The organism is Actinomycetota bacterium, assembly GCA_030776625.1.
Classification (GTDB): Bacteria; Actinomycetota; CADDZG01; order CADDZG01; family WHSQ01; genus MB1-2.
This window is the reverse complement of record JALYHL010000003.1, coordinates 151,197-174,830: the sequence shown is the minus strand read 5'-3', so window position 1 is coordinate 174,830 and position 23,634 is coordinate 151,197. Positions and strand designations below refer to the sequence as shown.

The 23,634-nt window shown below is 67.0% G+C and carries 24 protein-coding genes and 1 rRNA gene; 10 read left to right on the top strand and 15 right to left on the bottom strand.

Features of this window, described 5'->3' with window-relative positions:
* Positions 1–37 precede the first annotated feature (37 nt).
* From M3N53_06975 to M3N53_06945, 7 genes are read right to left on the bottom strand one after another with little or no spacing between them, the layout of a single operon-like run.
* Positions 38–982 carry a copper transporter gene (locus M3N53_06975; protein MDP9068072.1) on the bottom strand — a complete coding sequence of 315 codons (945 nt, stop codon included), beginning with the start codon at positions 980–982 and terminating at the stop codon, positions 38–40.
* Positions 982–2,172: a putative cytokinetic ring protein SteA gene (gene steA, locus M3N53_06970; GenBank protein ID MDP9068071.1), complete on the bottom strand. Its 1,191-nt coding sequence runs from the start codon at positions 2,170–2,172 to the stop codon at positions 982–984. Before steA ends, M3N53_06975 begins: the two co-directional genes overlap by 1 nt.
* A complete protein-coding gene (gene recN, locus M3N53_06965) occupies positions 2,169–3,839 on the bottom strand; it encodes a DNA repair protein RecN (protein ID MDP9068070.1) in 1,671 nt (556 codons plus the stop codon). The genes steA and recN overlap by 4 nt, the downstream gene beginning before the upstream one ends.
* Before the next feature lie 55 nt (positions 3,840–3,894).
* A complete protein-coding gene (locus M3N53_06960) occupies positions 3,895–4,689 on the bottom strand; it encodes an NAD(+)/NADH kinase (protein ID MDP9068069.1) in 795 nt (264 codons plus the stop codon).
* Entirely contained in the window at positions 4,686–5,474 is a 789-nt protein-coding gene (locus M3N53_06955) for a TlyA family RNA methyltransferase (protein MDP9068068.1), read from the bottom strand. The genes M3N53_06960 and M3N53_06955 overlap by 4 nt, the downstream gene beginning before the upstream one ends.
* A 30-nt stretch (positions 5,475–5,504) precedes the next feature.
* Positions 5,505–5,672, bottom strand: coding sequence for a hypothetical protein (locus M3N53_06950; GenBank protein ID MDP9068067.1), 168 nt, complete (start codon positions 5,670–5,672; stop codon positions 5,505–5,507).
* 26 nt (positions 5,673–5,698) lie between these two features.
* On the bottom strand, positions 5,699–6,163 hold the full coding sequence (locus M3N53_06945) for a hypothetical protein (GenBank protein MDP9068066.1): 465 nt from the start codon (positions 6,161–6,163) through the stop codon (positions 5,699–5,701).
* Between the two features lie 49 nt (positions 6,164–6,212).
* On the opposite strand from M3N53_06945, the gene M3N53_06940 reads away from it, so the two are divergent.
* Positions 6,213–7,034: a rhomboid family intramembrane serine protease gene (locus M3N53_06940; protein ID MDP9068065.1), complete on the top strand. Its 822-nt coding sequence runs from the start codon at positions 6,213–6,215 to the stop codon at positions 7,032–7,034.
* 1 nt (position 7,035) lies between these two features.
* A complete protein-coding gene (locus M3N53_06935; GenBank protein ID MDP9068064.1) occupies positions 7,036–8,274 on the top strand; it encodes a DUF1015 domain-containing protein in 1,239 nt (412 codons plus the stop codon).
* Here the strand turns inward: M3N53_06935 and M3N53_06930 are convergent.
* Positions 8,243–8,851 carry a hypothetical protein gene (locus tag M3N53_06930; protein MDP9068063.1) on the bottom strand — a complete coding sequence of 203 codons (609 nt, stop codon included), beginning with the start codon at positions 8,849–8,851 and terminating at the stop codon, positions 8,243–8,245. The genes M3N53_06935 and M3N53_06930 overlap by 32 nt on opposite strands.
* Positions 8,852–9,010: 159 nt before the next feature.
* Here M3N53_06930 and M3N53_06925 point away from each other — a divergent pair, with 159 nt between their 5' ends.
* Genes M3N53_06925 through M3N53_06900 form a run of 6 tightly spaced genes read left to right on the top strand, consistent with a single transcriptional unit; the run spans position 9,011 to position 15,691 of the window.
* The gene (locus M3N53_06925) at positions 9,011–10,342 is read left to right on the top strand and encodes a hypothetical protein (protein ID MDP9068062.1); all 1,332 of its coding nucleotides are present in this window, start codon (positions 9,011–9,013) and stop codon (positions 10,340–10,342) included.
* A 5-nt stretch (positions 10,343–10,347) separates the two neighbouring features.
* The gene (locus M3N53_06920) at positions 10,348–11,832 is read left to right on the top strand and encodes an ABC transporter substrate-binding protein (GenBank protein ID MDP9068061.1); all 1,485 of its coding nucleotides are present in this window, start codon (positions 10,348–10,350) and stop codon (positions 11,830–11,832) included.
* 44 nt (positions 11,833–11,876) lie between these two features.
* A complete protein-coding gene (locus M3N53_06915) occupies positions 11,877–12,887 on the top strand; it encodes a branched-chain amino acid ABC transporter permease (GenBank protein MDP9068060.1) in 1,011 nt (336 codons plus the stop codon).
* The gene (locus M3N53_06910; protein ID MDP9068059.1) at positions 12,884–14,164 is read left to right on the top strand and encodes a branched-chain amino acid ABC transporter permease; all 1,281 of its coding nucleotides are present in this window, start codon (positions 12,884–12,886) and stop codon (positions 14,162–14,164) included. Before M3N53_06915 ends, M3N53_06910 begins: the two co-directional genes overlap by 4 nt.
* Positions 14,164–14,979, top strand: a complete 816-nt coding sequence (locus M3N53_06905) for an ABC transporter ATP-binding protein (protein MDP9068058.1) — start codon at positions 14,164–14,166, stop codon at positions 14,977–14,979. The genes M3N53_06910 and M3N53_06905 overlap by 1 nt, the downstream gene beginning before the upstream one ends.
* Positions 14,966–15,691 carry an ABC transporter ATP-binding protein gene (locus M3N53_06900; GenBank protein MDP9068057.1) on the top strand — a complete coding sequence of 242 codons (726 nt, stop codon included), beginning with the start codon at positions 14,966–14,968 and terminating at the stop codon, positions 15,689–15,691. The genes M3N53_06905 and M3N53_06900 overlap by 14 nt, the downstream gene beginning before the upstream one ends.
* A 133-nt stretch (positions 15,692–15,824) precedes the next feature.
* On the opposite strand, the gene M3N53_06895 is transcribed toward M3N53_06900, so the two are convergent.
* From M3N53_06895 to M3N53_06885, 3 genes are all read right to left on the bottom strand, one after another.
* A complete protein-coding gene (locus M3N53_06895) occupies positions 15,825–18,020 on the bottom strand; it encodes a hypothetical protein (GenBank protein ID MDP9068056.1) in 2,196 nt (731 codons plus the stop codon).
* Between the two features lie 70 nt (positions 18,021–18,090).
* A complete protein-coding gene (locus M3N53_06890; protein ID MDP9068055.1) occupies positions 18,091–18,615 on the bottom strand; it encodes a hypothetical protein in 525 nt (174 codons plus the stop codon).
* Positions 18,612–19,529 carry a hypothetical protein gene (locus M3N53_06885; GenBank protein MDP9068054.1) on the bottom strand — a complete coding sequence of 306 codons (918 nt, stop codon included), beginning with the start codon at positions 19,527–19,529 and terminating at the stop codon, positions 18,612–18,614. The genes M3N53_06890 and M3N53_06885 overlap by 4 nt, the downstream gene beginning before the upstream one ends.
* 35 nt (positions 19,530–19,564) lie before the next feature.
* Here M3N53_06885 and M3N53_06880 point away from each other — a divergent pair, with 35 nt between their 5' ends.
* Positions 19,565–20,476 carry an MBL fold metallo-hydrolase gene (locus M3N53_06880; GenBank protein MDP9068053.1) on the top strand — a complete coding sequence of 304 codons (912 nt, stop codon included), beginning with the start codon at positions 19,565–19,567 and terminating at the stop codon, positions 20,474–20,476.
* Here M3N53_06880 and M3N53_06875 read toward each other — a convergent pair.
* Complete coding sequence (locus tag M3N53_06875) at positions 20,473–21,252, bottom strand: tetratricopeptide repeat protein (GenBank protein MDP9068052.1); 780 nt, start codon at positions 21,250–21,252, stop codon at positions 20,473–20,475. The two genes, M3N53_06880 and M3N53_06875, sit on opposite strands and share 4 nt — an antisense overlap.
* 18 nt (positions 21,253–21,270) lie before the next feature.
* Positions 21,271–21,642, bottom strand: a complete 372-nt coding sequence (locus M3N53_06870; GenBank protein MDP9068051.1) for a hypothetical protein — start codon at positions 21,640–21,642, stop codon at positions 21,271–21,273.
* Positions 21,643–21,703: 61 nt separating this feature from the next.
* Between M3N53_06870 and M3N53_06865 the strand changes: the two genes are divergently transcribed.
* Positions 21,704–22,864 (top strand): hypothetical protein, encoded by a 1,161-nt coding sequence (locus tag M3N53_06865; GenBank protein ID MDP9068050.1) that lies wholly within the window; start codon positions 21,704–21,706, stop codon positions 22,862–22,864.
* Positions 22,865–22,874: 10 nt separating this feature from the next.
* Here the strand turns inward: M3N53_06865 and M3N53_06860 are convergent, their stop codons facing one another.
* Together M3N53_06860 and rrf are read right to left on the bottom strand one after the other, a co-directional pair.
* On the bottom strand, positions 22,875–23,243 hold the full coding sequence (locus M3N53_06860) for a hypothetical protein (GenBank protein MDP9068049.1): 369 nt from the start codon (positions 23,241–23,243) through the stop codon (positions 22,875–22,877).
* A 195-nt stretch (positions 23,244–23,438) separates the two neighbouring features.
* Positions 23,439–23,555 (bottom strand): 5S ribosomal RNA (gene rrf / locus M3N53_06855).
* Between the last annotated feature and the right edge of the window lie 79 nt (positions 23,556–23,634).

Below are 23,634 nucleotides of genomic sequence, written 5' to 3'. Positions count from 1 at the left end.
TCGAGCTAACGAGCCGGCGCCAGTCAAGCGAGCGAGCTCAGGCGCGAGGCGTTGGAGGAGGCAGGACCTCAGTGGCACCGTCGCGCGTGCCGTAGTGCCCCGTTGCTCCCTCCATCGTCAGGTCCAGCGCGAGCACGGTGGCCACCCTCCCGGGAACGGTCTCGGCATGATCCGCCGTAGATACCGCCGCGCCAAGCGCCCCGTCATCCCGGACGGCGGCAGCAAGACCCCAGGCGCTGGTGGTCGGTTCCGCGACGACCACCGGCGCTTCGAGTTCCGTCAGGCCCGACGCCAGGCTCAGCCCAAGCGGGACCGCGCCCTCGCCCGGATCTTCCGCGGACCCGCCCGCGATCACGAAAGCGGCGCCCGCGGGCACCGCTCCGTCCTGCAAGCTGCTCACGCCCACGAACTCGGCGTCCCGCAGGTCCTCGAGGAACACCGCCAAACGCTGCGCCGCGGCACCTCCGCGTTCCGCGTCCACGCGCTCGGCCGCTGCCGCCGCCGCGCGGTTGCCAAGCTGCGACCCGAGCTCCTCGCGAAGCTGGGCCGCGTCATCCGACGGGGACCCCAGCAGGAGAGCGAGTTGATCCCGCTCGGGTTGGTCATCGAGAGTGAAGGCGTCGGTGAGCGTGATGGTGGAGACGACGGTGCCACCCGCCGTTTCGATGGTCTCCGCCAGCCCATCCACCAGCTGCTCGTCCGTCCCGTCGAGCTCGAACACGACCACCTCGCGCCCGGCCAGCGCTCCCTCCACCAACCGCGGCTGCGATTCGGCGGCGAACTCCTGGAAAGCCTCGATGCGGTCGTTCAGCTGACCGACCTCCTCTCGGCGCCCCTCCAGCTCTTCTTCGAACCTCGAGACGCGGCCCTCGAGTCGCTCGACGTACTTCTCGCTCAGCACCACCGACCCCATGAGGATGCCGAGGCCGAGTGCCAGGAACACAGCCATCAGAGAGATGAGGTGGTACCGGAAATCGATCACTAGAAGATCTTCTGGCGGAGGTCGAAGAGCAGGTCTCGGAACGTCTGCCAGTAGATCCTGAGGTCCAGCTGCACCGCCGGCGACAACGTGATGACGATCGCCACCGTCAGCAGCGCGGCAAGAATGAACAGCGCGAGATCGGACCGTCGTACGCGGCCGCGATAGAGCCTCCCGACGCCCTTCGCATCCACCAGGATCGGCCCGACCCGCAACCGCACGAGGAAGGTCGACGCCATGCCCTTGCGGCCCTTGTCGAGGAACTCCACCAGGTTGGCATGCGTCCCCACCGCGACGATCAGCTCCGCACCACGCTCGAAGGCGAGCAACATGGCTATGTCCTCGGAAGTCCCCGACGCCTCGAACGGGACCGCGTGCAGCCCGAGGGCCTCGATCCGCTCCAGCCCGGGGGCATGTCCTCCCGCGTAAGCGTGGACGACGAGCTCGGCCCCCGACAACAGCGTCTGCGTCGTGACCGAGTCCATGTCGCCGATGATCATGTCGGGCTTCAGGCCCACATCCATCAGCGCGTCGGCCCCTCCGTCGACCCCTATCAGCAGAGGCCGGACCTCCCGCACGTAAGCGCCGAGGGCCGCGAGATCGTCCTTGTAGTCGTAGCCCCTCACCACGATGAGCACATGGCGGCCGTGGAAGTCGGTCTTCACCTCCGGGAGTCGGGCCGCCTCCAGCAGCACGTCTCGCTCGTCTTTTATGTAGCCGATCGTGTTCTCTGCGAACCGCTCCAGCTCGACTGCGATCGACTGCTTCGCCAGATCGAGGGTCTTCTCGGCCTCCTCGACGGTCAGCACCTTGCCGCGGCCTATCTCCATCGCGCCGTCGCCGTTCATCCGCAGGATGCGACCGCCCTGCAACACGACCTTCGTCCCGTCGACGATGTTCATGACATCCGAACCCGCTTCGTCGATCACGTGCAGCCCCGCCGTGCAGAGAAGAAGGGGGCCGAGGTTCGGGTACCGCCCGGTGGACGAGCGCGACGCATTCACCACCGCCTTCACCTGCTTGGCGACCAGGCCCTCGGCGGCGATGCGATCTATGTCCTCGTGGTCGATGACCGCTATGTCACCCGGCTGCAGCGTGTGAGTTAGGTCTTTGGTCCTCCTGCCGACGCGCGCGCGACCGCGGATCGCGCCGTCGACGACGTCGGGGCTGTCGCGGCCGAGAAGTTTCTTCACGCTCTGCCCGCGACTTCCAAGAGCTCCTGCGCGTGCTCGCGCGCGGTGTCGCTCTCAGGGAGCCCCGCGAGCATGCGCGAGAGCTCCTCGACCCTGGCTTTGCCGGTCAAAGGCTCGACCGTCGCCGATGCCGCGCCGCCCGACAGCACCCTCTGGACCCGATGGTGCGAGTTCAAGAATGCCGCGACCTGAGGAAGGTGCGTGACCACCAAGACCTGGATGCCGCTCCCACGCGCCAGATCGGCGAGCGCCCGCCCGACGGCCCGCGCTGCCTCGCCACCGATCCCGGCGTCGACCTCATCGAACACGACGGTTGGAGCCGAAGGCGTCCCTCGTCCCGTCGCGAGCCTGAGCGCAAGCGCGATGCGCGACAGCTCACCCCCCGACGCGACCTTCGCTATGGGCCGTGGAGGATGTCCCGCGGAACCAGCGCGCAGCTCGACCGTCTCGAGCCCGCCTTCGTACAGCTCCGCGGGTTGAAGCGCGATCTGTATCTGCGTGCCCGCCATAGCGAGGGAGCCGAGGATGTCCTCTATCTCTTTCTGGAGACGCGGTGCCGCCGCGGCCCTCAGCCGTGACAGCTCCTCAGCCAGAGAACGGGCACGAGCCTCGTGCTTCTCCGCCTCCGCCACGCACCGGTCGATGTCCGAGGACGCGCCCTCTAACGACGCGGCGCGGGCTCTGCAGCGTTCGAGATAAGCCAGCACGTCTGCGTCGTCGACACCGTACTTGCGTTGCAGTCGTGTCAACGTCGCGAGTCGCTGCCGCACCACCTCCAGAGCGTCCGGATCAAGAGAGGGAAGGCAGTGTGCGAGGTCGCGGGCTACGTCATCCAGCTCGACCACGACGGGGTCGAGCCGCGCGACCAAGGGCTCCAGCGAAGGGTCGCGGTCGGTCACCCGCGAGAGAGCGACGCCTGCCTCGCGCAGGCGGTCGAGCGCGCCTCCCTCGTCTTCCAACGCGGCGCGAGCCACGGCTACGGCCGCCGCTATCGCCTCCGCGTGCTCCAGGCGCGCCGCCTCCGAGCGAAGCTCGTCCGATTCGCCCGCGCCGGGGCTTGCCGCCTCGATCTCTTGCATCTCGTAATGGAGGACGTCGAGCTCTCGTTCCCTCTCGCGCGCTCCCGTCTCGAGCTCGTCGACCGTCCTGCGCGCGGCGCTGGCCTGCCGGACAGCTTCCGCGACCTCCCGCGCGAGTCCTAACGCGTCGCCGCCGATGTACGCATCCAACAGCTCCAGCTGATACCGCTTGGAGCCGAGCCGATGCTGCTCGTGCTGCCCTGCGATCTCCGCCAGAAGAGGCCCTACCTCCGCGAGCAGCGACGCCGCAGCGAGACGCCCGTTGATCCGCACCTTTCCGCCGGCTTCGGCGATGGTGCGCGAGATCACGACCTCGATGTCGCCGGGCTCCACGAGGCCCTGATCCTCCAAAGCAGCAAGCGCGGGGTGTCCCGCTACAAGGTGGAAGCGCGCCTCCACGCGCGCTGCGGCGGCACCATGCCGGATCAGAGAACGGTCGGCGCGGCCGCCGAGGAGGAGCCCCAGCGCAGAGACCAGCAGCGTCTTGCCCGCTCCGGTCTCTCCGGTGAGAGCGCTGCCGCCCGGGTCCAGCTCGAGCTCGGCTCGCTCGATCACGCCGAGGTTCTCAACGATCAGCTCTCTCAGCACCCGCGAATCCTACGGGGAGCACCGCGTGGCCGGGAGGTTTGGGCGGTCGCGAGCCTCAGTGCGGAAGGTCCAGCTTCGTCCGCAACCTCTGGACGAATCCGGGTCCCGGCAGCCGCACCAATCTCAGCGGCTGAGGGTGGCGGCGAACGCGGATGGTCGATCCGGTGGTGAAATCACAGCCTTCCGCGCCGTCCAGCACGAGCGAGGCCGTCTGCCCCTCCTCACCGAGCCGGATCTCGACGGTCTCGTCGGGCGACAGGACGAAAGGGCGCGAGAAGATCATGTGCGCGTTCACCGGCACGAGGACGAGGCAGGCGGCCCGCGGCGACACGATCGGTCCGCCGGAGCTGAGCGCGTAAGCGGTGGACCCCGTGGGCGTCGCGACGATCAGCCCGTCGGCGTTGAAAGCCGCCAGCGACTCTCCGCCAAGCGTCACCTCCAGCCTGACCAGCCGTCGACGGGACGCGCGCTCCACGAGGACCTCGTTCAACCCGACGAACTCGCGCGTTTCGCTGCCCGTGATGAGCTCGCACTGCAACATCATGCGCGCATCCACCTCGAAGTCGCCGCGCAGGACCCACTCGAGCGCGTCTGCGGGAGCATCCCCCTCCACCTCAGTCAGATAGCCCATCGTGCCCAGGTTGATCCCGAGCAGCAGCGCGTCGGCCGCGTGAGCGACCTGAGCGGCGCGAAGAACCGTTCCGTCCCCTCCGAGCGCGACGACGAGATCGGGATCGTCGTCTTGGATCGAGATGTCTTTCGCGGCGGCCAGTTCGGTCAGGACGCGGCGCATCTCGACGGCGGCCGGCTTGCCATCGTGGGTAACTAGAGAAAGCCGCTTGATCGTCACGCGGACACCTCGGCGATGGCTCGGTCGATGGCGTCCGGGTCCGGCTCGCGACCCGCTCGCAGGTGCACGAAGAACTCCCGGTTCCCCGCCGGTCCCGGAAGCAGCGACGGAGCCACACCTACGAGGCCAAGCCCAAGCTCGCGCGCCTCCATCACCACCTTTTCGACCGCGGCTCGCCACAGGTCCGGATCCCGCACCACGCCTCCTCTGCCGACGGCTTCTCTCCCAACCTCGAACTGAGGCTTGACCATCAACACGTGGTCGCAGCCATCCCCCGCGACGGCGGCCAGCGCGGGCAAGACAACGGTAAGCGAGATGAAAGAAAGATCGGCGGTTACGCCATCCGGCGCGAAGGGGAGGTCGCCGCGCCGGAGGAAGCGGATGTTCGTCCGCTCGATCACGACGACGCGAGGGTCGTTGCGGAGCTTCCAGTCCAACTGCCCGTACCCGACGTCGACCGCGGCCACCGCGGCGGCACCACCTTGCAGCAGCCGATCCGTAAAGCCTCCGGTGGAGGCCCCGGCGTCGAGCCATCGCCGCCCCTCGACCTTTACCTGCAAGCGAGCGAGCGCGCCGTCGAGCTTCTCTCCTCCGCGCGATACGAACCGCGGCGCCTCCTCCGCCAGCGAAATCGGGTCCGACGGGGTGACGAGGGTCGCGGCACGATCCGCCGGAAGCCCCTTCACCAACACACGTCCCGCGTCGATCGACCGCTTGGCCTCGGAACGCGAGCGGAAGAGCCCTCGCCGCACGAGCTCGGCGTCGAGGCGCGCCGGCTTGCTCACGAGCGGGTCAGACGTTGTGAGGAGAGGCCCCTACCTGAGCGCGTCTGATCCAGATGCGTCGAGGTGTCCTTCGAGAGAGCGATAAAGCTCCTCCAGGATCTGGAGCCGCGCCTCATCGCCCGACCCGGCTCCACGTTCGAGCTCGACGAGCGCGGCAGCAGCGATGTCGTCGGTCAGATCCAAGGTGTCATCAGCCATGACTCGATTATGACGATGAGGATCCATCAAGACGTTGATTTCGAGGCCGTCGACCTCTTCGCGGTGGATTTCTTCGCCGTGGGCTTCTTCGCGGGCGTTCTCGTACCGGTGGACTTGCGCGGGCCGCCCGCCGCCGCCTTCTTCGCCGTGCTCTTCTTCGAGGTCGTCTTCTGGCCCGACGGTGTCGAGGATCTCGCCGCCGCGAGCTCGGCCTCCAGACGCGCGACCCTCCGTTCCAGTCGATCCACCTCGCGCCGGTCGGCCAAGCCAAGCGCTCCCACCTGCGTCTGCATCTCGGAGCGGATGAAGCGGATCAGCTCCTGGCGGCTCGACTTCGACGTCTCCATCAGATCCCGGACGATCGTCGAGGCTTGTTCGCGCCGGACGTCCCCCGCTTTGACGAGGTCCTTCACCAACTGCTCGGCGCGGTATCTGGTGAGCTCGGCTACACCGGAGCTGAAAAGCGCGACGCGCCGAAGCTCGTCGAGCACGCTGTACCTCCCCCCTGGTTCGTTGGTGCTCGGAACCTATACTCCCCCGGTGCTCGCCCTCATCCCGATCTCGGATGCGAATCCCACCAGGAACTTCCCCGTCGTCACGATCGCTCTCATCGCGATCAACGTCTTGGTTTTCTTCTTCGTGGAACCTGGCTTCGGCACGAGTCCCGAGGCGACGCAGTACTTCTACGAGAACGCTCCGGTTCCCTGCCAACTCGCCGACGAATGCCCGGCGGACTTCTTCCCCCCGGAGATCGCCGAGCCCACGCTGTCGGAGTTCGTGTGGGCGTTGCTGTTCTCGACCTTCCTGCACGGTGGGTTCCTCCACCTCGGCGGCAACATGCTGTTCCTGTGGGTCTTCGGCAACAACATCGAGGACTACCTCGGACGGGTGAAGTACGTGGCGTTCTATCTGCTCGGCGGGCTCGCGGCGGGATTGGCCCACGTCTTGTGGACGCTTCGCTTGGAGGCGCTGCCCTCCGACGCGGTCCAGGCCTGCCTCGGCGGCGCGGCCCAGGGCTGCGGCGGCATCGGCCAGTACGTGCCGGCGGTCGGGGCGTCGGGCGCGGTAGCCGCGGTCATGGGCGCGTACCTGATCCTGTTCCCGCGCCACAAGGTGAACGTCCTGGTGCCGATCGTCATCATCTGGACCGTGATCCAGATGTCCGCGTTCGTCGTGCTCGGGTTGTGGTTCGTCTATCAGTTCTTGATCGGCGGTCCCGACATCGCCGGGGTCGGCGAACACAGCGGCGTCGCCTGGATGGCACACGTCGGTGGTTTCGTGTTCGGCGCCCTTGGGATCCTCTTGCTCGGAGGCCGGCCGCAGCGACCGCATCATCTGCTCCGCCCCGGCTGGCGTTACTAGCTTGCCCACGCTGCGGGCCTTCCGCGGGATCAGGTACGCGACGAGCGAGCTCGGCGCAGTCGTGTGCCCGCCCTACGACGTGATCTCGCCCGAGGAGCAGTCGCGCCTCTACGAGCGCCACGAGCACAACGCGGTGCGTCTCGAGCTGGCGCGCACCGACGGTGAGGGCACCGAGAGATACGCGCAGGTCCAAACGACGTTCACACGCTGGGTCGACGAAGGGGTGCTGGCCGAAGAGGACGTCGATGCGCTGTATGTCTACCGGCAGGACTTCTCGACGGAAGACGGCGCTCTCCACCGTGTCGCGGGCGTGCTCGGCGCGCTAGAGCTCGAGGCCTTCGGCCGCGACTCCGGGGTGCTGCCACACGAGCGGACGATGGCGGGCCCGAAGGAGGATCGGCTCGCCCTGATGCGGGCGTGTCCCGTGAACATCTCTCCGATCTACGCGATCTACCGGGGGGGCGGCGGCATCGCGCCGTTCCTGACCTCACTCGAGAACCGGCCGCCGCAAGCGCGCTTCCAGGACGAGGCGGGAATCCTCCACCGGCTGTGGGTGATCACCGCTCCGGCGGAGCGCGAGATGCTGGCCGGTGCCGTCGCTCGCGGGCCGCTGGTCATAGCGGACGGGCATCACCGCTATGAGACCGCCCTCGCCTTCCACGAAGAGCAGCGCGCGCGGGAGGCCTCGGGCGATCACGGCTCGATCCTGTGCTTCTGCGTCGACGCAGACTCCGAGGATCTGGTCGTTCTGCCTTATCACCGCGCTCTCCGAGCACCGGCCTCGAAGCAAGCGATCGCGAAGGTGCTGACGGAGCGATTCGCGGCCGAGCCGGTGGACGCGCAGCAAGCCTCGTCCGTCCTCGAGCGGGATGACGCGGATCACTCCTTCGTCTTCGCGTTCGCCGACGGCTCCTACCTCGCCCGCGTGGGCGACGCCGACGTCATCGCGGCCGCAGGGCCGCGCCACGCCTCGTGGCGCGCTTTGGACGTGGTCGCTCTGCACGAGGTCGTTCTTCCCGCCGTGCTCGGCGAGGCGGAGCCGGAGCTCAGGTTCTCGCGCGACGCGAACGAGATCCTGGCTTCGGTGCGTGCGGGAGAGTGGGATGCGGGGATCCTGTTGAGGGCGGTCGCCGCGAGGCAGGTGGTCGACGTCGCCTCTTCAGGAGAGCGGATGCCACAGAAGGCGAGCTACTTCTGGCCCAAAGCAGTTACGGGGTTGGTTTTTCACTCCCTGAGCTAGCGCCACCGTCGCTCGCAGGCGTCAGGACCTCCGTCTTCCCACCGTTGGCGCTCGTGGGCGCGGGTTCCTCTTTCCTCTCGGTGTGGGGCGGGCTGCACACACGACACGGCGTCAGACCCTCGGCCTCGGCCTGTTCCACGGTGACCGTCGACAGGCCCTCTTTGCCCTCGAGGACCTTGCACTCGGCGCGATGGAACGCCGTTGCCCCGGCGACCACCTGCCCGTTGACACCCGCGGCCCCCGCGCCGTTCGAAGAGATCGACAACCGGTTGAGGTTGCGCCCCAGCAACCTCAACATCTCGTCGAACTGCTTGCTCGTTACCTCACGCTCCGACCGTACCGTCGCCAGCAGGAGAAGCGTGGCGCCGGTGACGATGAGCCCAAGGCCCATGAAGCCACCCGAGAGCAGGTATGGCATCTGGCCCTGCACGAAGTTGATGCTCGCCGAGCCCTCCCACGCGAAACCGATGACGACGAACCCGGCGGTCATAAAGACGAGGCCGAGAAGGCGGCCGAGGCGGACTCTGCGGTCGGCGTCGCCCGCGAGGGAATCCCAGATGGCGCGAAGACGTTTCACTGCCTACAGCGTAGCAAAGGACCATCCATGCGGCGAAGTAAAAAGGTGCGGTGCTAATCTCTGAGGTTCGGGGAGGATGCGCCGCAGATCGGTCGAACCACGACATAGCGGCCAGAAAGCGGCGCCTGCGCCAGGCGCCTGAACAGTCCGGAGGGATGAGTGCCAGACAAGCGGAAGACCTTCTACGTAGCTCTCAGCGCGCTGGTGAGCGGCATCCTGGTGCTCGCGATGAGCCCCGCCTTCGCGAAGACAACCGAGATCACGGTCAATACCGTCGCCTGGTACGGCCAGGACCAGGTCAGCCGGGAGGAGAAGGACCCCCTCGGTAACACCTACACGGTGGAGAGCCCCAATCCCTTCTGCCCCTCTATCCCAGGCTCGCTAGGGGCGATCCCAGGTACCTGCGCAGAGGGGCGTCTGCCGATCGAGGTGCGGAACGGCAACTACGAGCCCGAGGAGCAGAACAAGATCTCCGCTGTCGGCTTCGACATGAGCCTGATCCCGCTCGGCTCCAAGGTGCAGAAGTTCACCGCGACGTTCCTCGAGGCGAAGGCGGGCTGCTACGAGAGACAGGGTGGACAGGGCGGCCCCAGCGACCGGTACTGCGAAGAGACGGATCCGATCAACGTCGAAGGCAAGGAGCTCCAGGCGTGCATCATCGAGGGCTTCCTGACGGAGGGCGAGGGACGGCCCTTCAAAGAAGCACCGCGATTCACCTGCTCCGATACGGATCCGGTCGCGAAGCGCAAAGAGGTGAAGACGAAAGACGGCGGCGTCGAGCACGTCTGGACCTTCGACCTCACGAAGTTCGCGCAGGGGTGGGTCAAGGAGCTGTCGACCACCACCGCAGTGATGTTGGTCGGCCACGCGCCGGAGAAGGAAGCGGACCGGGGCGACCCGAACGACACCTGGCGCGTCGTTCTCACGGGGCCGAAGTTCGAGGCGGGCAACATCCCCGGCATCGAGACCGAGATCTCGTTCATCCCGGGTGAGACTCCAACGATTCCCGTACCGCCGACGACCGGCACCACCGGCACCACCGGATCGTTCGGCGATACCACCGGGACCACGGGGTTCGGTGACACGGGGACCAGCACGCTCGGCACCGGGACCGCCACGGGCGGCGTGGGCGGCACCACCGGTGCCGAAGGCACTGAGGGCGAGGCCCCCGCGGCCGCTGAAGAGCTCCCGCTAGAGGTCGCCGGCGCCGAGACGGAGCCGATCAAGATGCCCGGCTACGTGTGGCTGGCCGTCCTCGCCGGGATCATCGGCTTCTCCATGGTCCGTTCGATCGTGTTGGAGAGCGCCACCGGCATCCGTCCGAACGGCGTGCTCGCTCAGATCCAGAGGTTGAACGCGGAGCGAAACGGAGGAGCGGCGTCGGGGTCAGGCACGACGTCCCCCTTTGCACCTCTCGCTGCGGGCTTCACCGCGGCGAAGCAGAAGATCGGCGCACTCACGGGCAAGCTCAACTTCACGAAGAAGGGATGAAGGCAGTGACGACTCACCCCCCGAAGATCAAGCTCATGGCGTTCGTGGCGCTGCTGCTGATGACTGCCGCCGCGTGTGGACAGAAGGAGGGGGTGTACGAGGCCGGGCTCGCCGCGGGAGGTGGCCTTCCCCCGGGCACTGAGATCGTCGACGGAAAGATCGTCGACTCGGAGACCGGCGAGGTGCTCGGAGACGCCAGCGCGCTCGGCGGCACCGACTCTTCCGGCCTCGCGACCGGCGGCTCCGGCTCGCTCGGAGGTACCACGGGGGCCGGCGGGACCACAGGCGCCGCCGGGACCACCGGCGGGACCGCGGGAGACACCCCCGGGACGAGCGAAGGCGCGACCGGGTCCACCGGAGGCAGCGACGCCACCGGCGTAACCAGCTCCAGCATCCTGCTCGGCAGCCATGCCCCCCTTACGGGCGCCGCCCCGGTGCCGTCGGACTCTGCTCAGAAGGGCGCGGAGCTGTACTTCAGGTGGTTGCAGGAGAACAACAAGAAGATCCACGGGCGCAACGTCGACATCATCTTGAAGAACGACAACTACAACCCGTCACAGGCGGTTGCGGTGTGCAAGGAGATGGTCGAGAAGGACAAGGTGTTCGCGCTCTCGGGCGTGGCCGGAACCGACCAGATCCAGGCCTGTGCCCGGTATGCCGCCAGCGTCGGCGTCCCCTACAGCTCCGCCGGCGTCACCGAGATCGGGCTCGACGGCCTCCCGAACTACTTCGCGATCAGCCTCACCTACGCAGAGCAGGGGCCGCTGCTCGCAGATTACGCGATCAACAAGCTGGGTGCCAAGGGCGAGCAGAACGGGATGCTGCGCTTCGATACGCCGAACTTCCAGGATGCCCACGACGCCTTCGCCGGCGCCATGGCGGATAAAGGCGCCCGCCTCGCCTACGACCGTGCCGTCAGCAAGGGAGCCGGGACCACGGAGGCACAGTCGGTGGTGCAGGAGATGAAGACCGCCGGCATCGACAACGTCTACGTCCTCGCATCGCCGGTGTGGTGGCTGCAGGTCCTCCAAGCAGCGCGGACGCAGAACTACACGCCCCAGTGGATGGGGGTCGGCATCACGATGACCTTCGACACCGTCGCCAACGTCGGCTGTCGCAACGGGACGATCGACGGGGCCAAGTTCTTCTCTCCGTTCCAGGCCTGGATCGACCGCAACCGCTACTCGCCCGACTTCGAGAAAGCCGTGAAAGCGATCTTCCCCGAGGAGGGCGCCGGAGACGACTTCATGTACGTGGGTTGGGGAGCCGGCCAGGTCGCTGCCGCGCTGCTCGAGCGCTCCGGACCGAACCTCACCAGAGGCGGTTTCGTCGCCGCTGCGGAGAAGACGCGCAACCTCAAGACCGACGTGTTCCCGCCGATCAGCTTCAGCTCTGGCGACCACTTCGGTGGGAGCGCGGTGCACGTGCTCGAGGCCCGCTGCAGCACAGGGAGATGGCACACGGTCCAAGCCAACGCGACCGACTTCTAGGATTTGGCACTCTCAGGCGTGCCTGAGGTAGTTTCGGCGCAATCATGAAGAGCGCCATCGTTGTCGGGGTCGTAATCGCGCTCGTTGCGGTCATCCTCGCGCTCGGTGCGGGGGACCCAACAGGTCCCAACGCGTTCGTGATCATCGGCCTGTCGCAGGGAGCTGTGTTCGGTCTGGTAGCGCTTGGCCTGGTTCTCGTCTACAAGGGCAGCCGGGTCTTCAACTTCTCACAGGGCGAGTTCGGGACGATCGCCGCCTTCCTGGTGTTCATGATGGTCGAGCAGAGGTTCCCGACGAAGGTCCCCTACGTGGCCGCGGCCGTTATCGCGATCGCACTGACGGTCCTGATCGGCTTGATCATGGAGCGGATCGTCGTTCGGCCGCTGTTGAACTCGCCGAGGGTGATCCTGCTCGTGGCCACGATCGCCTTCGCCCTGCTCGCGATCGGCGTCGAGGTGCTCGCCTTCCTTCCCGAGGCGAAGTCGCTGCCGCCGATGGTGACGTCGATCTTCGGCCGCGAGAGCTTCGAGATCTTCGCGTTCACCCTCGAACCGCAGCGGATCCTGATCCTGCTCGTGATGGGGGGGATGGCCGCGGGGCTTGCCTACTTCTTCTCGAAGACCGATCTCGGACTCGCCGTGCTGGCCATCTCCCAAGACAGTTTCGCAACCCGTGTCGTGGGCATCGGCGTGGAGAGGATGTCTCGCTTCATCTGGGGCTCTGCTGCGTTCCTCGGTGCCGTGGCAGGCGTCCTCTACGTGCCGCTGACGGTGTTGACTCCAGGCGCGATGACGACCGGTGTGCTGATCCCGGCGTTCACCGGAGCCGTCATCGGCGGGATGACCAGCCTTCCCGGCGCATTCGTCGGAGGGATCATCGTCGGCCTGATCGGCTCGCTGTCGAACTGGGCGGGCGGTCACTACTTCATCGGCGACGGCGTTCAGGCGAAGTTGCTCGGCGACATCATCAAGGGCATGCCCGACGTGGCCGTGGTTCTCGCGCTCCTGATAGTCCTGCTCGCACGACCCCAGGGCCTGCTCGGGAGGGAGGCATGACGGCCACGGCCGCCGAGACCGTATCGGCCCCCGCGATCTCCCGCGCCCCTGCGCGCTGGCGTCCGAGCGCACAGGGGTGGGTGGTGCGGCTCGCGGTTCTCGCGCTGGTGTTCGGTGGGATCATCTGGCGCACCGCTACCATCGAACAGTTCTGGGCGGATCGGTTCGCGCTCGCCGCTATCTACGCGGTCATAGGGCTCTCGCTCAACGTGGTGCTGGGATACGTGGGTCAGGTATCGCTGGGACACCATGGATTCGTCGGCATCGCCGCGTTCGTGTCGGCTTACTACGTCACTGAGAAAGCCGGGTGCGTCGCGAACGAGTGCTCGTTCGGAGCCTTCGCCACGGGCATCGGCTTCGGTGTCCTGAGCGGTGGCGTCGCGGCCCTGCTGTTGGGGCTGATCGCCCTGCGCATCAAGGGCTTGTACCTTGCGCTGATCACGCTGTCCTACGGGTTCATGGCGGAGCGCTCGATCTTCGAGATCCCGTTCCTCACCCGCGGCGGTGCCGGGATGCCTGCACCCCGCCCAGAAGGTTTCACCACCGACCGCGCCTACGCCTTCCTCTGCTACGCGTTCCTGGCGCTCGTGATCTTCGTGGACTGGCGCCTGCTGCGTTCGAAGGTGGGCAGGGCGGTCCTTTCGGTGAAACACTCCGAGCCCGTCGCGGCGTCATACGGCATCAACGTCACGGCGTACAAGACGCTCGCGTTCATCTTGTCAGGGCTGTTCGCGGGCCTCGGCGGCGGACTACTCGCGTTCCACACGCAGAACGTGGTGTCGAACGACTTCAACTTCGCTATCGCGCTCCTGTGGGTCCTGATGGTCGTCGTCGGCGGCCTGGGCAACCGGACGGGCGTAGTGATCGGCTCGGCCTTCTTCGCGTTGTTCCCCTTCCTGTTGGAACAGATCCACTGGCTCGAAGAAAGGGTTGTGGAAAGCGGACGCGCCTTCGGGCAGGTAACTATCGTCGTCGGCGCGGCACTCGCCATCCTGACGATGATCCAGTTCCCCGGCGGCATCGCCGAGCAACTCTCTCCGATCACGAGATGGCTGAGGGGCCAGAAGTTCTCGATGCACCCCGAGGGCCACGGGCACCACAAGGGAGGCCACGGCCACAAGAAAGGGGCCCTCCTCGCCAAGCTCGGCCTGCACAAGAACGAGGAGGCTCCGACGGAGGCATCCACGGAAGAGATCCGCAGCGACGCAGCTCCCGCGCTTGCGGCTCAGCCAGAGGAACCGGTCGGCAGCGCGGGCCGCGAGAAGGAGGACGCCTGATGACGGCCGTTCTCGAGGTGCAGGACACCGGGATCCGCTTCGGCGGGCTCGTCGCGCTCGAGGGCGTGAACGTGAACGTGCCCGAGTGGGAGATCGTCGGGTTGATCGGGCCGAATGGCGCCGGCAAGACCACCTTGTTCAACTGCATCATGGGCGCCTACACGCCCAACACGGGCAAGATCATCTATCGCGGCCGCGACATCTCGCTGTTGCCGACGCACCGCCGGACCGCGCTGGGCATCGGCCGGACCTTCCAGAACATCGGGCTCGTGCGCGGGCTCACGGTCCTCGAGAACTTCATGGTGGCGCAGCATTCCCGCATCGGCTACGGCGCGTGGGGGGCATTGATCGGCGTCCCACGCTCGTTCGCCGAAGAGCGCAGGCTGAAGGTGAACGCGATGGAGGTCCTGGACTTCATCGGACTCGCGCACCTCGCGGACTCGCAGCTGGATGGGCTCCCCTACGGGACTCTCAAGCTGATCGAGGTGGGCACGGTCCTCGCTACCGACCCGGACCTCCTCCTGTTGGACGAGCCGTCTTCGGGCATGGGACCCGACGAGGCGCACGAGTTCGGAGAGCGTCTGTTGAAGCTCCGTCAGACCCTGAACCTGACGGTCCTCATGATCGAGCACCACGTCCCGCTCGTGGTCAACGTCTGCGACTACGTCTACGTGCTGAACTTCGGGAAGGTACTGACCGAGGGGAAGCCGCAGGCCGTGCGCAACCACCCCGAAGTCGTAGCGGCATACCTCGGCGGCGAGGTGCCGTCCGAGGACACGGAGCCGCAGGAGGAGCCCGCCGGTGTCACTGCTTGAGGTCCGCGACCTAAAGGCCGGTTACGGGTCGCTCCCCGTTCTCGGCGGGATCTCGCTCGACGTCGAAGAGGGCGAGACCGCGGTGTTGCTCGGCTTGAACGGCGCCGGCAAGACGACGTTGGTGCTCGCGCTGGCGGGACTGTTGAAGCCGTGGTCGGGGACGGTCTCCCTGAACGGAAACAACATCACCGGGGTGGACCCTCGCAAGCTGGTCGCGCAGGGCGTCGCGCTCGTGCCCGAGGGGCGGCGCGTCTTCCCGCAACTCACGGTCGCCCAGAACCTCCGCCTCGGTGCGTGGGCCTACAAGAAGGACCGCAAGGGCACCCGCGAGATCGTCGAGCAAGCCGTCGAGTACTTCCCCCGCCTGCGAGAGCGATGGACGCAGCTCGCGGGCACGCTCTCCGGTGGAGAGCAGCAGATGCTGGCGGTCGCCCGCGGCATGATGGCCCGCCCGAAGCTCCTGTTGATCGACGAAGCCTCGCTCGGCTTGTCGCCGAAGCTCACGCTGACGGTGTTCGAGGTCGCAAAGCGGATCAACCAGGACGGCACGACCGTCTTCCTCGTGGAGCAGAACGCGGGCGTTCTCGACATCGCGGATCGCGTCTTCGTCATGGAGAAGGGCACGATCATCTACTCGAAGGCGCGCTCGGAGGGCGCCTTCGACGTGCACGAGATCAGCGAGGCATACCTCGGCGAAGCCGAGTTGGTCTAGCAGCCCGCGCTGCTTGACCTCAAGCCACGCGATCCGCCGGTGCCGCCGTCGAGGTAGCGACGCGCTGCCGGCGGTGCGAGGTCGCTTCAGGCGGAGCTTCCCTCGCCCTGCATAGCGGCAGGATGCGGGCCGGCTAGCAGCGGAACCGCTGGACCGCGACGCTTCTTGTGTGGTCGGCGTCGCCGGGAAAGATTGCCTTGATCAAGCAGCGTCCCCTACCCGGACGGCTGAAGCGCGCTCGGTACGTGCTCTCGAAGATGCCGTCGCCATCGCGGTCCAGGGCCTCGCTGAGCGTCGGCCGCTTCAGCGCGAACGTGCGGAAGAGGCCGTCGCGCCGCTTCTTCAGAACGACCCGGATCCGGGTTCCCGGGTGAGGAGGCATGACCTGGCCCCGAGCTACGACACGCTGTGACCCCTTGCGGATCGAGAGCGTCGTCCGGCTGCCATCCGGCGCGTCGTCGTCCAGGATCGTGAGCACGCTGCGCGCATCCGCGACCGTCGCGTTCACAGCGTTCGTCAGGTCCACGTAGAAGACCTCGTCACCCTCCGCCACCAGATCCCCGTTCACGGTTATCTGCATTGTCTCCGTCGTCTCCCCCGGCTGGAAGAACAAGCGGCCCCGGGTCTCGTAGTAGTCACCGCCCTCGAAGGTTGCGGTGCCATCGCCGGTGGCGAAGTCGACCGAGACCGGTTCCGTGCTGGCGGCCGACAACGTCAGCGTCAGGGTCGCGACGGTTGTGTCTGCGTTCCCCTCCTGCACGGTTGCGTCGGTGATCGAGATCGAGGGAGTGCCGCCGCCCGGAGGTGTCGTGGCCCCGTCGTCGTCAACGATCGTGATCGTCGACCGGCCGTCACCGATCGTCGCGTTCGCGGCGTTGGAGAGATCGATGTAGAAGCGCTCGTCGGCCTCGTCGACTACGTCGCCGACCACCGTCACCGTGATCGTGCGAGTCGTGTCGCCGGGGCCGAACAGGAGGCGGCCGCTGGTGCTCCAGTAGTCGGATCCCGAGAAGGTGGCGGTGCCGTCGGCCGTAGTGAAATCGACCGTCACGTTCGTGTCGCTCGGCGACGACAGAGAGACCGTGACGGTCACCTTCGTCTCATCTGTGTCGCCCTCGCTGACGGTCACGTCGGAGATCGAGATCGACGGGGTCGCGCCGGACGCCGGCGGAGGCTGTGTCGTCGTGGTGTCGTCGTCGAGGATCGTTACCGTCGCCTGAGAGTCCGCGAGAGACGCGCCGGTCGGCTGCGTCAGGTTGACGAAGAAGGTCTCGTTGGGCTCGTCGACGGTGTCCCCGACGACGGTGAGCGTGATCGTCTTGCTGGTCTCCCCCGACGCGAACACGAGACGGCCGCTCTGGGAGTGGTAGTCGGAGCCGGCGAAGGTTGCGGTGTTGTCCGCCGTGGCGAAATCGACCGTCACCTCCTCGGCGCTCGCCTCCGACAGCGACACGGTGACCGTGGTCTGGACCGTGCTTGTATTGCCCTCCGTCGCGGACGCGTCGGTGATGGAGATCGTGGGATCCGGCCCCGGCGGGTTCTGCCCCGGGTCGTCATCGTCGAGGATCGTGATCGTCGCGCTGCCGTCCGCGATGGTCGCACGCACCGGCGCCGACAGGTTCACGAAGAAGTTCTCGTCGTTCTCATCGATGGTGTCGGAGAGGATCGTGAGAGTGATCGTCCTCGCGGTCTCGCCGGCCGCGAAGACGAGGCGCCCGCTCGTCTCGTGATAATCGGACCCGGCGAAGGTCGCGGTCCCGTCCGCGGTCGTGAAGTCCACCGTGATGGATTCCCCGCTCGGGGCCGACAGCGAGACGGTGACGGTCGCGGTGGTGGTTCCGCTGTTTCCCTCGGGGACGGCGGCGTCTGAGATCGACAACGTCGGGGTCGCGTCGTCGTCGAGGATCGTCCCGGTGCCGTTCGGGTCGCCGCCCTCGAAGGTCCCGTTCTGGATCGTCGTCAGGGCGAGGAAGAAACTCTCGTCGCGCTCGTCGCTGACGTCGCCGAGCACCGGAACGGTGACCGTCTTCTGGGTCTCCCCTGGGCCGAAGGTGAGGGTCCCGCTCGTCCCGGTGTAGTCAGAGCCCGCGTCGGCCGTGTTGTCGACGGTCGTGTACGTGACCGTGGTCGTCCCATCGGATGTCGAGAGCCTTACGGTGAACACCGCCGAGGTAGAGCCGCTGTCCCCCTCCGTGACCGTGACATCGGACACGGACGCAACGGGAACCGCCGCGTAGGCGGGAGACGCGCCCACGAGGACGAGGCTCGCAACAACTGCCGCCACCAGGCTCGATCTCGTGCGCCTGCTGCCGATGTTGTTGAACCTCATCGCCCGCCTCCCCCAGTCGGTCCACCTGCCGCAGCCAGGTTATTCCATGCCGCCGGCCCCCGTCCGGGCGCTAGTCGTCGCGAGCGACCAGCCCCAGGTCCTCCATACCGCTGCCGTCGCGCAGGTTCACCTCCAGCCGAGGGTGTCCGTCGAGGTCGTCCGCCGCATCTACCGCCTCCGCCACAAGCTCGGGCGCGGCGGTGGACCGTCGCAATACGCCGCGGCGGCCCGTCGCGATCAGCACGTACGACAACGTCGACTCGTGCAGCAGCCGCGTGACGGCCTCGCCGATCGCTGGCACGCACACCACGATCCGATCGGCGCCCGCTCTGGGAGCCGACGCCACGACGGCTTCGAGCACCAGCTGGTCCACCTCCGGACCCGCGACCACGATCGTTCGCACGTTCTGCGCAGCGCGCTCGAGAAGGTCTGCATCCGCGGGATCTCCCACGGCCACATGAGCGCCCAGGGATCGCCACAAGTCCCTGCGTCCAGAGCTCTGTTCGAGGATCCGCGGGTCGTCACCCTGCTCGATCAACCGCCGCACGATGGCCTCGTCCAGCTCGGAGCCGCCGGCGACGATCAGGATGCTCATATCTGCACCCGCAGGGCATCCCGCACGATCTCGAACCGAGCGGAGCGCCTCGGCGACAGTGGCTCACCGTCCACGTGCCTGCTGAACGGGCGATCCCCCTCTAGCTCGAAGCTGTTGAGGTCACTCGCATAGAAGGCGTCGGGGTGCCCGCTCAGGTCTCCCGCCACGGCCGAACGCCACGCGTACATGGGGAAGGCCTCGATCCGCATCGATCGCAGCGCGAAGACGTCGAGGCCAGCTTCCAGCCGAACGTTAGGAGCCACGCTGATCGGCCTGTCGATCAGGTAGGCGTATGGGCCTGCGTTCGATGCGATCGCCATCGCGACTCGCTCGGAGCCGAACGGGCCCCGCAGGGTCATCGTCGGCTTCCGGTGTCTGTGTGACCCAGCGAGGACCCGGAACGCGCTCCAGTAGAAGAACAGCTCTCCGAAGCGCCTCTTGTTCGGGACGTAGCGTTCGACGCGCTCGGCCGCCTCAGCGTCGAACCCGCACCCGGCGGAGAACGTGAAGTAACGGTCGTCCACCCGTCCCAGGTTCACGCGGCGAGGGGTTCGTCCCAGCGACGCGACGAGATGATCGATCGCCTTGAACGGGTCGAGCGGCAGGCCGAGGGCGCGGGCGAAGACGTTCATCGTTCCGCCCGGCACGATCGCCATCCTGGACGTAGTTCCGGCCACCCCGTTCGCAACCTCGTTCACATGCCCGTCGCCGCCGAACGCGATCACGAGCTGACCTTCCCCCTCGGTTACCTCCTGCGCGATCGCTATACCTGTGTCGCGCGCAGTCGTAGCGTAGACATCGAGCCGGAACCGCGCCCTCAACACGTCGATCACATCGTTGCGCACCGACTCCGACAGGCGTCCCGCGTTGGGGTTCACGATCAGGACCGCCTCAGGATCGGCGCGGGCTATCATCCCGAGCACGCTACCCGCCCCAGTGAGGAGAACGCTTGAGCGCGCCCACCATCATCGACACGAAGATGCACGGCGCGGAGGGGATAACGGGGTCGTTCCTTATAGCGGGAGAGCGGACCGCGCTGGTGGAAACCGGGCCGAAGTCGGTCGCCGACAACGTGATCGCCGGTCTCGAGGGCGCCGGCGTAGATCACCTCGACTGGATCGTCGTCACGCACATACATCTCGACCACGCAGGTGCGGCCGGGACGCTGGCGCAGCGTTTCCCCGACGCGACGATCGCGGTTCACCCCGTCGGCGCCCCACACCTGGTCGACCCGACCAAGCTGTGGTCGAGCGCCTCGCGCATCTACGGCGACGACATGGAGCGCTTGTGGGGCGGGATCGATCCAATCGCCCCGGATCGCATCAAGACCGTCGGAGACGGCGCCACCATCGACCTCGGCGGGCGCACCCTCACCGCGTTCGAGACGCCCGGCCACGCCTCTCACCACCACGCGTTCCTCGACAGCGACACTGGGATCATGTTCACCGGGGACGCTCTCGGCGTGAGCCCACAGGGCGTGGATGCTTTCCGTCCGGCGACTCCCCCGCCGGAGTTCAACCTCGAGCGCACGCTTGGATCGATCGAGAAGATCCGCCGGACCCGTCCGACCGCACTGTGGCTCACCCACTTCGGCCCAACCGGCGGCGACGTTGACGGTGCCTGCTCGCAGGCGTCCGACGTGCTGAACCAATGGGCCACGTGGGTGGACGCGGCCCGTACGTCGACCAGCGATCTCGACGAGGTCACCGCAGCAGTTCAACGCGCGGCAAGTCAGGAGCTCGAGAGTCGCCTACCCGACGCCGACGCGGCGCGGATGGAGCTGACGACGTCGTACCGGATGAACGTCTCGGGGTACCTGCGCTACTTCGACAAGAAGGACAAAGCGCGCCAGGCGGGTTAGGAGCTGCCGCCACGCAGCCGTGCCACACGCTCCGCGGCATCGGTCGCATCGGGATCCGCCGCGTCCACGGCCTCGAACCACTCACGCGCCTGGGTGAAGCGTCCTTGTTTCTCGAGGAGGTCTCCGAGCGCGTACCAGGCGCGGATGTGGTGAGCCTCGGCTACAGCGGGCCTTAGGTCCAGTGATCGAAGGCGCTCGACCGCCTCCTCGACGCGGCCCATATCCGCGAGCGCGCCGGCGGCGACGATGCTGCCTTCGTAGAACGCGGCTCGCTCGACCTCGCCGGGCCGCATCTGGTCGCAGATCTCTATCGCTTTCTCCGGCTTTCCGGTCGCGCGGTAGCAGTCTGCGATCACGGGGTTCTGCGAGGTCGATCCGGATAACCGCCGGAAGGCCGCAAGCTCCCGCGCGGCCTCCTGCCATCTAGCCGCCGCGTAGTAAGCGAGACCCAAGAACTCACGCGCCGGGATGGCGCGCAGCGCGATGTGCTTCGACTGTTCCCCGAGCCGGATCGCCTCCTCCAGGTCCCCAGCGTCGTAGGCGGCGACCGCATCGGCGAACACCTTCACGAGGATGTCGCCCTTCCCGGGCCGCGCTGTCGCCCGGAGCTCTGCCGTCAGAGCGTCGTCCAGGTGAACGGCGTCGTAGCGTCTCTCCTCCCGCTGCGGCGAGCGCTCCTGATGGCGCGGCTGCACCGACCGGTGCCGGCGACCGCCCGCGCGTGCAGCAGGCGGTTGGCCGCGCCGCGACGGAGGAGGCTTACGGGGAGTCGCCATGCGCCCGGGAGGCGCTATCTAGTATCTGGCGACGTGGATGACACCGCACATCCCCTCGCACTCGCCGTTGTTCAGCTGCGAGTGGATGCGGCACCGGTACTTGTAAGTCCCGGTGTTGCGGAACCTCTTCGCCGTGGACTCGCCGGGCCGCAGCGTTACCTGCCTGTCCCAGTTGCGCCCGTAGGCGGTGACGTCGTGTGTGTCGTTCAGACGCGCGGGGTTCTTCCACACGACTCGTGTGCCTGGGACCACGTGGTTGTAGCTGTCGTTCCACGTGTCGCGCGCCGTCGCCTTCACCACCGTGTGGTTCGCGAACGAAGTCGCCGGCGCCACCAGCACAGCAGCGGTTCCGGCCGCGACCACCGCTAGCCGGAAGATCTTGGTCCTCATGCGCTCATTCTAGGACTAGCATCTAGCGCCGGAGACCAACGGCGGCCAGCGAGGGGGAACGTTGCGGCGATCAGTGGCGGCTGTGCTTGTGTTCGGTTTGATGGCGCCCACCGCGGCGGTGGCTGCAGCACCGGCTAGCCACGACATCGTCTTCATCCGGCGCACCGAGACCTTCGCGATCGAAAACTCGGGCCTCGCGACCGTCACCGCCGAACGCTGCTGCCACGGTCGCTCGGAGGCGACGGTGGACGCTTCAACCACAGGTGGCACTGCAACGGCCGGGGAGGACTACACCGCGACCTCCCGCACGATCACGTTCCGGGAGCCGATCGACGCGGGAGACATCGACATCCCGGTGATCGACGACGGTGAGGCCGAGACGCTCGAGACCATCGACGTCGCGCTCAGCAACGCAACCGGCCGGATGGCGCTATCGGCCAACCGCACTGGAACGGTGACGGTCATCGACAACGACGGACTGTCCCGGCTCTCGTTCGCGAAGGCGTCGACCTCTACCTTCGAGAACTTCGGGACCGTCGAGCTGATCGTCGTCCGCTCCGGCGACTCGTCTACCGCCACCTCTGTCTCTTATTCCACCGGCGACGGAAGCGCGGTCTCGGGCGACGACTACACCGAAACCACAGGCATGATCGAGATCGCGGCGGGTTCTCGCATCAGCAAGCCGATCGAGATCCCGCTTGTCAACGACCGAAGCGCCGAGGGCGAGGAATCGTTCACCGTCACCCTCGAAGCCCCCGCCGGATCGGAGCTGCAGGAGCCCGCCACGGTAGAGGTCGTGATCAGCGACGACGAGACGCCGAGCTCCGACACCACGCCTCCGGTGACCGCGTTCCACCAGCCGCTGCACGGCTACACCTACTCGCCACGCAACGTCCGGGACATCCTGGTGTTCAGCGAAGATGAAGGCGCCGGCGTGAAGACGGTGCAGGTCGCGCTGCGGGCCAAGATGACCAACGGCTCGTGCCGGTGGTTCAGTCGGAAAGCGAGGGGCTTCGTCCCCGGGCCGTGCAACAAGAAGCTGTGGGGGATCCGCCGGGCCGGCGCCGATACCGTCGTTTACACGCTGCCCGAGAAGCTGCGGCCCAGCCGGGGAACGAACATCAAGTTCTACAAAGCCTGGTCGCGCGGCATCGACGAGCTCGACAACGTCGAGCGGTCGTTCGAGAAGTCTCGCAACGTCAGCCGGTTCGAGGTCCGCTGAGCGAGCAGGATCAGCTGGGACGAACGACCTTTACGACACCGCACATCCCCTCGCAAGGCTGACCCGCGGCCTTGGTGGAGTGGATCTCGCAGCGGTACTTGAACCTGCCGAGATCGCGGAAGCGCCTCGAGACGTCACCTCCCGGACCGAGGTACGCGTTGTAGCGCCACCCGCCGCCGTACGCCTTTACCGAGTGCTCGAGGAACGAGCTCGGGTTCACCCACTCGAGGGTGGTGCCACGCACGATCTCGACCTTCGCCGGCCCCCACGCGGAAGAGCGCGCGGTCACCGTCTTCGTCGCACCGAACGAGGCCGCCGGCACCAACGCGACTGCGAGAGCGACCGTCAGGATCATGGCGATCCGACCAGGGTTCTTCATGGGGGTCATCGTAAGGACCATCGGAGGCCGGTGGAAGGGGCTTTAGCCACTAATGCGCCGGTTCACCCGAACGCCTGCGGCAGATGAGGCCGCCGCGGGCTAGCAGGTCCGCCAGCCCGCGGATTGGCACCTTCCGAACCTTCGGCCCCCATAACGCGAAGAAGCCGCCCCGAAAGGCGGCTTCCCCTAGAGAAATCCCGGCGGCGTCCTACTCTCCCACCCAGTCTCCCGGGCAGTACCATCGGCGCTGAAGGGCTTAACTTCTGGGTTCGGAATGGGACCAGGTGTGTCCCCTTCGCTAAAGCCACCGGAAACCTGTATTCAGTTTTCAACATGCCGTTGCCGCCTCTTGCGAGGCGAAACAGCGACCCTGGAATCTCCAGAGCGAGCG

Excerpts from the sequence above, each read along its gene's own strand:
- M3N53_06950 (MDP9068067.1), bottom strand. The coding sequence starts at position 5,672 with ATGGCTGATGACACCTTGGATCTGACCGACGACATCGCTGCTGCCGCG.
- M3N53_06915 (MDP9068060.1), top strand. The coding sequence starts at position 11,877 with ATGAAGAGCGCCATCGTTGTCGGGGTCGTAATCGCGCTCGTTGCGGTC.
- M3N53_06910 (MDP9068059.1), top strand. The coding sequence starts at position 12,884 with ATGACGGCCACGGCCGCCGAGACCGTATCGGCCCCCGCGATCTCCCGC.
- M3N53_06905 (MDP9068058.1), top strand. The coding sequence starts at position 14,164 with ATGACGGCCGTTCTCGAGGTGCAGGACACCGGGATCCGCTTCGGCGGG.
- M3N53_06895 (MDP9068056.1), bottom strand. The coding sequence starts at position 18,020 with ATGAGGTTCAACAACATCGGCAGCAGGCGCACGAGATCGAGCCTGGTG.
- M3N53_06890 (MDP9068055.1), bottom strand. The coding sequence starts at position 18,615 with ATGAGCATCCTGATCGTCGCCGGCGGCTCCGAGCTGGACGAGGCCATC.
- M3N53_06885 (MDP9068054.1), bottom strand. The coding sequence starts at position 19,529 with ATGATAGCCCGCGCCGATCCTGAGGCGGTCCTGATCGTGAACCCCAAC.
- M3N53_06875 (MDP9068052.1), bottom strand. The coding sequence starts at position 21,252 with ATGGCGACTCCCCGTAAGCCTCCTCCGTCGCGGCGCGGCCAACCGCCT.
- M3N53_06870 (MDP9068051.1), bottom strand. The coding sequence starts at position 21,642 with ATGAGGACCAAGATCTTCCGGCTAGCGGTGGTCGCGGCCGGAACCGCT.
- M3N53_06860 (MDP9068049.1), bottom strand. The coding sequence starts at position 23,243 with ATGAAGAACCCTGGTCGGATCGCCATGATCCTGACGGTCGCTCTCGCA.